At 69.4% G+C, this 10,392-nt stretch carries 9 protein-coding genes and 2 pseudogenes; 4 read left to right on the top strand and 7 right to left on the bottom strand.

Translation table 11 applies throughout. The annotated features are described in order from the left end of the window. The first annotated feature begins 772 nt into the window (after window positions 1-772). Window positions 773-1,714, top strand: coding sequence for a hypothetical protein (locus ACZ45T_RS35925; RefSeq protein WP_468448360.1), 942 nt, complete (start codon window positions 773-775; stop codon window positions 1,712-1,714). 150 nt (window positions 1,715-1,864) lie between these two features. Here the strand turns inward: ACZ45T_RS35925 and ACZ45T_RS35920 are convergent, their stop codons facing one another. Continuing rightward, window positions 1,865-2,593 carry a hypothetical protein gene (locus tag ACZ45T_RS35920; protein ID WP_468448346.1) on the bottom strand — a complete coding sequence of 243 codons (729 nt, stop codon included), beginning with the start codon at window positions 2,591-2,593 and terminating at the stop codon, window positions 1,865-1,867. A gap of 353 nt (window positions 2,594-2,946) precedes the next feature. Here ACZ45T_RS35920 and ACZ45T_RS35915 point away from each other — a divergent pair, with 353 nt between their 5' ends. Continuing rightward, complete coding sequence (locus ACZ45T_RS35915) at window positions 2,947-3,738, top strand: IS5 family transposase (protein ID WP_468448345.1); 792 nt, start codon at window positions 2,947-2,949, stop codon at window positions 3,736-3,738. Here ACZ45T_RS35915 and ACZ45T_RS35910 read toward each other — a convergent pair. The 3 genes and pseudogenes from ACZ45T_RS35910 to ACZ45T_RS35900 all read right to left on the bottom strand — a co-directional run bounded on the left by ACZ45T_RS35910 (window position 3,695) and on the right by ACZ45T_RS35900 (window position 5,719). Continuing rightward, window positions 3,695-4,232 (bottom strand): annotated as a pseudogene (locus tag ACZ45T_RS35910) (hypothetical protein). The gene ACZ45T_RS35915 and the pseudogene ACZ45T_RS35910 overlap by 44 nt on opposite strands. Window positions 4,233-5,021: 789 nt before the next feature. Beyond that, entirely contained in the window at window positions 5,022-5,306 is a 285-nt protein-coding gene (locus ACZ45T_RS35905; protein WP_468448344.1) for a DUF6881 domain-containing protein, read from the bottom strand. Window positions 5,307-5,311: 5 nt separating this feature from the next. Continuing rightward, a complete protein-coding gene (locus ACZ45T_RS35900) occupies window positions 5,312-5,719 on the bottom strand; it encodes an HYD1 signature containing ADP-ribosyltransferase family protein (protein ID WP_468448343.1) in 408 nt (135 codons plus the stop codon). A 465-nt stretch (window positions 5,720-6,184) separates the two neighbouring features. On the opposite strand from ACZ45T_RS35900, the gene ACZ45T_RS35895 reads away from it, so the two are divergent. Together ACZ45T_RS35895 and ACZ45T_RS35890 are read left to right on the top strand one after the other, a co-directional pair. After that, window positions 6,185-6,397: a hypothetical protein gene (locus ACZ45T_RS35895; RefSeq protein ID WP_468448342.1), complete on the top strand. Its 213-nt coding sequence runs from the start codon at window positions 6,185-6,187 to the stop codon at window positions 6,395-6,397. A gap of 6 nt (window positions 6,398-6,403) precedes the next feature. Beyond that, window positions 6,404-7,060 (top strand): annotated as a pseudogene (locus tag ACZ45T_RS35890) (IS5 family transposase); the annotation flags it as partial. Here the strand turns inward: ACZ45T_RS35890 and ACZ45T_RS35885 are convergent. The 3 genes from ACZ45T_RS35885 to ACZ45T_RS35875 all read right to left on the bottom strand — a co-directional run bounded on the left by ACZ45T_RS35885 (window position 7,057) and on the right by ACZ45T_RS35875 (window position 10,309). Beyond that, a complete protein-coding gene (locus ACZ45T_RS35885; protein WP_468448341.1) occupies window positions 7,057-7,563 on the bottom strand; it encodes a DinB family protein in 507 nt (168 codons plus the stop codon). The pseudogene ACZ45T_RS35890 and the gene ACZ45T_RS35885 overlap by 4 nt on opposite strands. Before the next feature lie 260 nt (window positions 7,564-7,823). Next, the gene (aspA, locus tag ACZ45T_RS35880) at window positions 7,824-9,233 is read right to left on the bottom strand and encodes an aspartate ammonia-lyase (protein ID WP_468448340.1); all 1,410 of its coding nucleotides are present in this window, start codon (window positions 9,231-9,233) and stop codon (window positions 7,824-7,826) included. Window positions 9,234-9,292: 59 nt separating this feature from the next. Next, window positions 9,293-10,309, bottom strand: coding sequence for an asparaginase (locus ACZ45T_RS35875; protein WP_468448339.1), 1,017 nt, complete (start codon window positions 10,307-10,309; stop codon window positions 9,293-9,295). Between the last annotated feature and the right edge of the window lie 83 nt (window positions 10,310-10,392).

The raw sequence follows: 10,392 nt of genomic DNA, 5'->3' as shown, positions 1-10,392 counted from the left end.
ATCCTGGAGAGGAAAAAGTACGTCGGCCGTTTTCTGGGGAAGGACGGAACAAACCCCCCCAACTCACCCTAGTGTGGCCCCCCCCCACTTGTTTACCCCCCCCGCTGTCGTGTGTCCGGGGCCGGCCCCGAACGCCCCCGCAGGGGTGATTGCCGCCCTCGCGTACGCGTAGGCGACTTGTGCGGTGCGCCTCCAACTCGCCCTGAAATCATGGCTATTGACAGAAAACCGGATCTTTCGGCATGTTTCGGGCGCGGCCCGGTCGTCGGGCTGCTCGGGTGCGGATTGGAGTGGGGTTCATGGTGCGTTCGGTGCGTGAGGTGTTCGACGAGGGGCAGGCGGCGGGCCGGCTGCGGGTGCCGGTCGCGGCGTGGCGGTGGGCGACGGGTTCGGGTCTGGTCCCGGCCGCGGACGTCGGGCCGGGCCGGTGGTCGCGTGCGGTGGTGGAGGCCGCCGACCCGGAAGCGGTCCGCGCCGCGCTGCGGGGTCCGGTGGGGGCGGGGTGGGCGGCGGACCGGCTGACGGAGGCGCTCGGGGTGCCGTTGCCGCGGTGCCGGCCGCGGGTGACGGCGTCTGCGGTCGGTCACCTGGTCCGGGCCGGGCTCCTTGTCTACCTCGGCGGTGAGGTGGAGTTCCCCGACGTCCACCCGGACCAGGTCAACACGCTCGCCCGCCGCCGGGACCTGCCGCCCTGCTTGACCGGCACGTCCCCCTCGGCCCCGACCAGGCCGCCCGCCGGCTCGGCGTCCGCCGGGTCGACTTCGACGCCGCGGTGCGGCTCGGGTTCCTCTCCCCGGTCTGCACGGTGGACGTCGACTACAAGTCCCACGGCGGGTGGACCACGGTTCCGCTCTACTCCGCCCAGGACGTCGCCCTGCTCCCGGTCGTCCGGCCGCTGGTGGCCTGGGTGGCGGTGGCCACCGCCCCACCCGGCCGCCGGTCTCTGCTCGCCGCCCTCACCTCGGTCGTCCCGGGCGAGGACCGGGTGCTGCTGGCGGAGGTGGGGCGGATTGCCGGGGTGGGCCGGGCCGCGGCGGCGAACTGGCGCCGCCGGCACGTCGACTTCCCGGCGCCGGTGGGCGGTACGGAGACGAGCCCGGAGTTCGACCGGGCCGCGGTCGTCGCCTGGCTCCTGGCCCACGGCAAGATCGCCGTACCCACGGAAGCACCGTCCGCTGCCCTGGTCGTCGCCGGAGCAGGCGGCGGTACGCGCCGGTTCCGGATGGAGGACCCCCACCTGCTCCTGGCCGACGACGCCGAAGGCGAGGACCGCCTGTCCGGCTGGTCCACCGACGAAGACGCCGACACCCTCTCCGCCCTGTCCGCCGGCACGTTCGGACTGACCGTCAAGCACCTGGCCACGCCCGGGACGCCGCCCCTGGCCGTCCTCGGCGAGGCACGCGTGATCGACCGGTTCCGGTCGGGATCGGGCGGCCTGCGCCTTACGCTGGCCTGGCCGGCCGGCCTGCGCGGCACCGCCTCCTCAGGGGCGCGAGGCGGGCCGGTACGTCACGGTGTCGCCCATGTCGGGCCGGGCGAGGGGTGTGTGTGCAAGCGCCACGACTGCGGCGGCGTGGTCCCCGTCTCCTGGTGCCAGGAGCACGGCGACGCCGTTGGGCCGGTGTTGGAGTGGCACCCCGGCGGCGGGATCCGCTGCACCGACCTCGCCTCCCGTTCCGAGCGCATCGCCCGGGACGGTGCTGCACTGGCCTGAGCAATAGGGGTGCAGGACTCCATTCGACTGCGTTCGGCGTGACTGGCCTTATCGGCGCGAGCTGAGAGCACATGTTGCTCGAGGCCGAGAGCACCGGGTGGCCCGGAGGGACCGTGTCGCCGGCTTCTGGCAGCGTGTCGGTTCTTGACGTCAGACGGGCCAGGTTCCGAGCGCGCGGGCGAGCCGTTCGTTCTGCTCCCGGGTGATGCCCTGGGCGAGCCTCACGTCGTATCGCGGGCTGCGGGGGTCGTCGCTCTGGAGGATGCCGCCGAAGCGCTGCTCGCCGGGCAACCACCAGCCGGTCGGGTCCCACAGGGGATGGTCCACGAGGAGCTCCGCCACGCGCGGAGCCCTGCCGGCCGGAGCGCCGACCCGGACCAGTGCCTCGGCGATCACGTCAGCCGCGTCCTCCAGCGCGTCCTCGTCACTCATCGCCGGCAGCAGGAGCAGCAGTCGGGCGTGGGGATCGTGGATGCCCGGAGCCGCGCGGTCCGGAGTATGGGCGATGTGCGTCAGTTCCCGCCAGGAGATGCCGGGGCCTTCCGGGCGTCCGTCGATTCTGGCGAGGTAGCCGTGCCGTCCCCAGCCGGAGTGGGTGACGAGGTACTGCGTCCCCACCTCGTAGGGGCGGTTCATCACCACCGCAGTGTGCCCGCCGCCGAACGGGATCCGGATCACGGGCCAGTTGTCCTCGTCCACCAGCGCCTTGGACACAACGTCGGCGTCGGCCGCGTCCGCTCCGAACCACTCCGGGGTCGGTGGACCCTCATACTCCTCCGGGTCGCACATCCACATCAGGTAGGCGGCCCAGAACCCCGGGTGGGAGACCAGCTCCTCCCCGGCCACCAGCGGGTCATCGTCAAATCCGTTGATCAGCACCTGGCAAGACTGCCAGCACCCACTGACACACCGCGCACCCCTGAGCAGCGATGCCAGCGCCCGCCGGACCGCTGTCACTTCTCAGTAGCTGTTGTCGTTCCGATCTTGAGCGGTGTCTGTCGAACGGGAGTTTCGATTGGGTGGTCGCGGGGCGCTCGGCGCATACGAGTAGGGCCTCCTGAGCAGCTCGTTGGTGTCGAATCACCGAGCAGCATCAGGAGGCCCCGGTGCCGCAGTCTTCCGTGTCGATGGGCGGGCGGTCCAGTTCAGTCACGCTGGAGTGTGACTGCCTGGCTCACCGGTTCGGAAACGCCGCGGACAACGGGTTTCGGCATGCGCGCTACCCGACGGACATGACGGACGCGGAGTGGGCCGTGGTCCGGCCGCTGCTGCCGGTGCCGGGCTGGATGCGGGGTCGAGGAGGCCAGCCGGAGGCGTACTGCCACCGGGCGATACTCGATTCCATCCGCTACCTGGTCGACAACGGCATCAAGTGGCGGGCCATGCCCGGGGACTTCCCGCCCTGGGACCGGGCATACGCGTTCTTCCGCCGCTGGCGCGACCACGTTCTGGTCAAGGAGTTCCACGACCGACTGCGCGCGAGGATCTGCGCGAGGGAGGGGCGGGACGCGGAGCCGACGGCCGGCGTGATCGACTCGCAGCCGGTCAAGGCGGACGCCGTCGTCGGCACGGACAGCCGCGGCTACGACGGCGGCAAGCAGATCAACGGCCGCAAGCGGCATGTCGTGGTCGACACGCTCGGCCTGCTGCTGGGCGTGATGGTCACAAGTGCGGACACCGGCGATCGCGCCGCCGCCCGGGCCCTGCTCAAGCAGGTGGCCGACGCGCACCACCGTCTCGCCCTCATCTGGGCCGATGGCGGCTACACCGGCAGCCTCGTCGAGTACTGCCTGGCCGCACTCGCGCTGGTCCTTGCAATTGTCAAACGCAGCGACGACATGCGCGGCTTCGTGGTGCTGCCCAAACGGTGGATCGTCGAGCGGTTCTTCGCCCACCTGATGCGCACCCGCCGCCTGGCACGCGACTACGAACGCCGCACCGCCAGCGCCGAGGCGATGGTCTACTGGTCGATGACCCTGCTCATGACCCGCCGCCTCGCCCGGCCATGGCCTGCGCGAGTGTGAACCGGCCCGGCGCGGGCTCGGCCAGCCAGCCGCGCGCGACCAGGCGCTTCGCCTTCGACCGCAGCGCCTCCACCCGCGCCGGGCACCACGTCCATGCCGAACGCCACGGTCATCTCCTGGCAGGTCAACGGCCCCTGACCGAGCCGGAGACGGTCCGCGAGCACCTTGAGGATGCGCTGGTAGTCCACCGACAGCGCCGACCAGGCCAGCCCCTCACGCCACACCGGCACCTGCGACTTCGGCTTCACCGCATCCCGGGCCGCCGACTGAGCTTCCGCATCCCGCGGATCCGGGGTGACCTCCGTGTCGGCGGCGTCGCCGCTGTCCGGAGCCAGCACCGTATCGACCCGCCTGCGGGCGATCGCCCACTCCTGCCATTCCCGCTCGGCTGGGGCCAGCTCGGCCTGGATGCGATCGGCCTCCTCCCGCAGCCCGTCGACCCGACGGCGAGCGGCGATCTCGTGCTGTTCCAGCAGTCCAACGACCGACGGCATCCGCGACCTCCCGGCAAGAAACGACCCGACAGGCCACGACTCCCACCGAATCACCGTCCCTATGCCCGACCAGCGGAAACGCGGCGATCACGCCCGGAAAGACAACAGCTAAGCCCGAGCCCTGGAAGCCGCTCGGCGAGGGAAACTTACAATTCCCGACTCGCTCCCCAACAACACCGAGCCAGAGCTGGAGACCTGGCTGGACTGCCGGCTCGACCGCTGAACCAACTTCACCCCGACCAGCACGACCCCATAGCCGCGCTGCCCATCGACCACCCTCTGACTCTTTTCCTGTGCCGCCCCGCGGGATTTCTGAGACCTGGTTCTTCGGCAGCCCGACCGATGCAGGTGCTTTCTGGCATGGGCACGCACATGTGGCCCCCCACAACTGCACGTGCCCCAGTGCCGCCCTGCACCTGGTCAACTGGCTCGCGGACAAGCGCCGCCCATCCGCACCTGTTCATACGGCAGCAGCGTGAAGCACTTGAAGCGCTCGGCATGTGCTGCCTCCACCGATGACACGGCAGAGGAGAGCACGCTAACGCCGCCTGACCGCTATTGAGGTGCTGGATCGCTGCCGCGTCATCAACCCTATGATCGGTTGGGGGCTCGACGCCGTGAATGGCTGGTCCCCGACGGCGTGGGGTCACGTCCGTTCCGGTCCGCGGTCCCGGTCAGGGTCGCCAACGGCGGCCTTGGCGGTTCGGCTGTGAAGGATCTCGCCCCTTCGCGCTACTGGGGGCGCGAGCAGACCCCTGTGGTTGATCTTGGGTGTCGCCGCCTCCGTGGTCATTTGGATGGCCAGGAGGCCTGTTCCCAGACGTCTTCGAAAACTGCCTGCGTCACGACCTTCGCCTGGAATTCTGGCTGGGCGGCGACGTCGGCAATGTCTCCCACTGGAATTTCGCCGAGACCGATCTCTCTCGATTCGTGATGCTCGTCGGCACGGAGCATTCTTCCGTCGAGATATACGTGCACCTTGCGTGTTTCGTATCCGTCCTCGCCGATCTCGTTGTAGATCGTTACAGGATCCTCGAGTGTATCGTGCAGCCAGTCGACATGCCAGTATTTCATGATGATCAGTTCTTCCCGTGGCGTACTATCCGGTTTGTGAGATCCAGTGATTGATCATTCAGAATGACGTAGACGTCGGGTCGTTCAACCGAGCGCCAGACCTCGAGGTCGCTGACGTCGATCTCGAAATAATGAGTGAACTTACGGCCGGCCCATGGGACTTGCAGGAAGGCGTGTGAAAGTTGCCCGGGTCTCTTCGTTCCTGGCTCGATCGGAGATAGGTACTGGCCGTCTCCGAAACGTGCGTCCTTCGGATTGTGTGCTTTTGTGGACGCCCACATTTCGTCACTGTCCAGGATTCCTTGGTAGCCTTTTTCTTCGGTGTAGTGGTAAAGAGTGCCAAGTTCATCCTGCGGGACGCGCTCGATTCGATACTTGCACTCGTCTGATGGAGTGAGCCCGAGGGGGTCCACCCACGTGTGAGGGTTGTGGACGTAAGCAACGGGACGCACCTGAACAACGGCATGGTCATGTGATGGCCTGCGAGCCCAACGTTGCTGGCGGCAGGATGAGTTGGACGAAAGGTGGGGGTTCGTGCGGGGTGACAGGCGGCAGATTCAGACGGCGGTCCTGGGCGGCGTGGACTCGGAGGAGCCGCTGATGCTGCCGCTGGAGGCGATCGAGCTGGACGCCTTCCGCCAGCGGCACGAGGACGACACGTTCTGGTGCGGGCTGCTCCTCGGCGGCTGCGGCGTCCAGCTGACCACGGAGCTCTACACCGACCGGGTCTGCCACTTCGCCCACCACCCGGGCGCGGAGGCAGTGGCCCACGAGTGCCGTCGGCGCGCGCGGGGCGTGTCCAGCGCCGACCACTTGTATGTGGAGGCTGCGACGGCGGCCTGGCTGCGCGATCGCGGGGAGCAGGCGATCCCGGCACGGTGGTCGACCACTACTGGGCCGCGGCTCCGGCCGCGGGCTGGAAGGCCACCGGGTCACGCCCGAAGATCACTCCCGGCTTCCTGCTCAAGGACATGTGCTTCCGCAAGGAAGTGGACGGGAAGCCGACGCTGCTCAGCCTCTCGTACCTCCGCGCAGAAGGAGTAACAGCCCGCACACCGCTGGAGGACCTGACCGACATCGGCTGGCGCTGACCGGCTGCCGTCCTGGTCGACGCCGACGCGGATGGCTGGATCGACTGGTCGATGGTGAGCGTCGATTCGACCTCCTGCCGGGCCGATGAGCACGCCGCCGGGGCTCGTAGGAAACCGCCACGAGTGGCGGGGGAAGACGCGCCCCCGGCAGCGCCACCTCGACGAGAGACTCGGACGCCACGGGGCGACCTTACCTCCACGATCCACCTCGCCGGTGAGGGTGGACGCCGCCCCTTGGCCCTGTCGATCACTCCGAGCCGGTGGGGCGACGCTCCGCAGGTCGTCCCGGTCATGGAACGCATCCGCGTCGGTCGCCTCGGTGGCGGACACCCGCGCACGCGGCCCGACCATCTCGGGGGCGAAAAGGCGTACTGGTCTCGCCGCAACCCCGCTACCTGCGACGGCGCCAGATCAAGCACACCATCCCCGAACCGAAGAACCAGCGGGCCAACCGCCAAAGAAGGGGCAGCAAGGGGCGGCCAACCGGCAGGCTTCGACAAGACGATCTACAAGCGAAGAAACGAAGTCGAGCGAACGATCAACGCGTTGAAGAACTCGCAGGCCGTGGCCACGAGGTTCGACAACCGCGGCTACATCTTCCACGGCACCGTCACCGTCGCCTCGATCCGACACTGGCTCCGCCGTGATCTCCGCCGGATCTAGTCGCCGGTCGTGCCGTCGAGCATCTCGCGCAGGATGTCCAGGTGGCCGTTGTGGCGGGCTGTCTCCTCGGTGAGGTGAAGGAGGATCCAGCGCAGGTCGACGTGGAGGCCGTTACGGACGGCTCGCTGGGCCTGATCGTCCAGGCCGCTACCGGCGACCAGTTCGCGGTAGCGGGCGCTCTGTTCGGCGTACTCGTCGAGCAACTGCGTGAGTGGGAAGTCGACGGCGATACGCATCTCGCGGTCGGGGTCCTCCTCGGTCCAAGGGCCCTGGTCTTCCTCGCCGAGGAAGACCACCTGGAACCAGTAGTACTCGACCCAGCGGAGGTGGTTGATCACGCCGCTCATGGTCATCAGCGGTGAGCCGGGCAAGAGCGCCTTGCGAGCGTACTCCGCAGAGACGCCATCGCACTTGGCGCGGGCGGTGTCACGTGTGTAGTCGAGAAACGTGGTGAGCTGGGTGCGCTCGTCCCACGCGGGCGGCGTGTCGTCGATTCTGGTCATCGCGGAAAGCGTCCCCGATCACCGCGACCGATGTCGAGGTATTTATCGAGAGGCCCAACCTGCTCCACCTAGCTCGTTGTCCGGCGGGTCGCTACAGCGATTCAGCGCCGGTGGGCCGCCCGGCATGATCGGGACAGGCCCTAGTCTTCTGAGAGGAGCAGCGCCGAAGCCGCACGTGGCCGCAACGGTGTTCCGGTGCGGCCACGTGCGACCCCGGCACGGGCGCGGTGTGCGGCCGGTTAGCCGACAGCGGACCCATGTCAGGCCATAGCCGCGCCGGTTCCCGCGATTACCTCCGGCCGCAGCAGGGCGGCGAGCTTCTCGGCTGGCAGCAGGCCCCTCTCCAGGACCAGCTCGGCCACACCCCGGCCGCTGGCGAGGGCCTCCTTGGCGATGTCTGTGGCGGCCGTGTACCCGATGTGCGGGTTCAGGGCGGTCACCAGGCCGATGGAGTTCTCGACGGTGGCGCGCAGCACCTCGGTGTTGGCGGTAATGTCGGCCACGCAGCGCTCGGCGAGGATGAGGCAGGCCGCGCGCAGGTGGGTTATGGACTCCGACAGCGAGTGCAGGATGATCGGCTCGAAGGCGTTGAGCTGGAGCTGCCCCGCCTCGGCGGCCATGGTGATCGCGACGTCGTTGCCGATCACCTCGAAGGCGACCTGGTTGACGACCTCGGGGATCACCGGGTTGACCTTGCCGGGCATGATGCTCGAACCCGCCTGCACCGGCGGCAGGTTGATCTCGCCGAGGCCCGCGCGCGGCCCGGAGGACAGCAGACGCAGGTCGTTGCAGGTCTTGGACAGTTTGACGGCGACGCGCTTGAGTACACCGGACATCTGGACGAACGCGCCGCAGTCCTGGGTGGCTTCGACCAGGTTGGCCGCGGTGACCAGGGGCAACCCGGTGATGTCGGCGAGGTGGCGGCGAGCCGATTCGGCATATCCGGCGGGGGCGTTGAGGCCGGTGCCGATCGCGGTCGCGCCGAGGTTGATCTCGTAGATCAGCTCGACGGCCTCCGCGAGCCGACTGCGGTCCTCGTCGAGCATGACGGCGAAGGCGGAGAATTCCTGCCCGAGCGTCATCGGCACCGCGTCCTGCAGCTGGGTGCGGCCCATCTTCAGAACGTCGCGGAAGTCGATAGCCTTGCGGGCGAACGCGTCCTGGAGGACGGCCATGGCGCCGAGCAGGCCGCGCACCGCGGAGACGGTCGCGATCCGCACGGCGGTTGGGTAGACGTCGTTGGTGGACTGGCCGAGGTTGACGTCCTCGTTGGGGTGCAGGTGCTGGTACTCGCCCCTGGCATGGCCCAGCAGCTCCAGCGCCCGGTTGGCGATGACCTCGTTGGCGTTCATGTTGGTCGAGGTGCCGGCGCCGCCCTGGATGACGTCGACGACGAACTGGTCGTGCAGCTTCCCGCCGCGGATCTCCTGGCAGGCGGCGACGATCGCGGCGGCCTTCGCGGGTTCCAGCAGGCCGAGTCCCTCGTTGGCGAGGGCGGCGGCCTCCTTGACGGCGGCGAGGGCGTCGATCAGGTGCGGGTAGGCGGAGATGGGCGTGCCCGTGATGGGGAAGTTCTCTTTGGCGCGCAGGGTGTGGACGCCCCAGTAGGCGGCGGCGGGGACGTCGCGGTCTCCGAGCAGGTCGTGTTCGCTGCGGGTGGCGGCGGTCATGGGTGTGTGAGTCCTCTTTCGTCTGAGGTGGGTGGGGTCACGTTCTGGAGCTGATCCGGTCAGGCTGGGGTGGGAACGGCGGTCGGGTCCAGCGCGGCCACCGGCCGGATGCTGCCGACGGGCCGGCCGCCGCCGGTCATCGGCTCGCCCTCGAATCCGGCGAGCAGCCGCGGGTCGACTCCCGCCCGGGCCAGGGCGGCGGCCGCCACCGGGATGCGCGCCCGGTTCGCCCCGTCGGCGATCTTCACGGCGACGGCCCGGCCGTCCGGCAGTGCGGCGACCTGGACGCCCTCGAAGCCGTCCTTGGCGAGCAGCCCCGGCACCGAGCGCATCAGCTCGGCCACGTCCCGCCCGGTGCCGGAGGCCATCTCGGGGTGGCCGCGCAGCGCGTCCGCCACCCGGCACTCGGCCGTGCCCGGCGCGGCCGTGGCGATGCGGGCGGCGGCGCGGGCGAGGCCGTGCAGGGACACCGAGAACAGCGGGGATCCGCAGCCGTCGACGGTGACGTTCGCGATGTGCTGGCCGGTGAGTTCCTCGACGGCGTCGGCGATCGCGGTCTGGAGAGGGTGGGCCGGGTCGAGGTACGTCTCCAGGGGCCAGCCTGCCAGCGTGCAGAGGTACAGCATCGCGGCGTGCTTGCCGGAGCAGTTCTGGGCGAGCCGGGAAGGCGGGCGACCCTGCCGTACCCACGTGTCCCGGACGGCCGAGTCGTACGGCAGGTCCGGGACGTTGCGCAGGTCGTCCTCGGTGACGCCGGCCAGTTCGAGGATCCGCCGGGAGCCGGCGAGGTGGCGTTCCTCGCCGGAGTGGCTGCCCATCGCGAGGGAGAGCAGGTCGCCGTCGAGCGGCAGGCCGGCGCGCACCATGGCTACGGCCTGCACGGGCTTGAGGGCCGACCGCGGGTAGCAGGCCGCCTCGATGTCGCCGACGCTGAACTGGACCTCGCCGTCGCCACCGAGGACGACGACGGAGCCGTAATGGATCCCCTCGATCACGCCGCCTCGGATGACGTGGGCGACGGGTGAATGCAGGGGCTCGCGGATCGGGGGCGCCTCCGCGAGAAAACCGCTGCGCATCACTGCCTCCTTCGACGGTTGCTGTGTTGACCGGGTGCGGGGTGGGCGGCGGCCTTGCCTAGGGCGTGCCCGGCCGGGCCGCC

This window comes from Streptomyces sp. NPDC030995 (genome assembly GCF_055571215.1).
The sequence above is the reverse complement of the archived record's forward strand: the minus strand, read 5'-3'. Positions and strand labels throughout refer to the sequence as shown.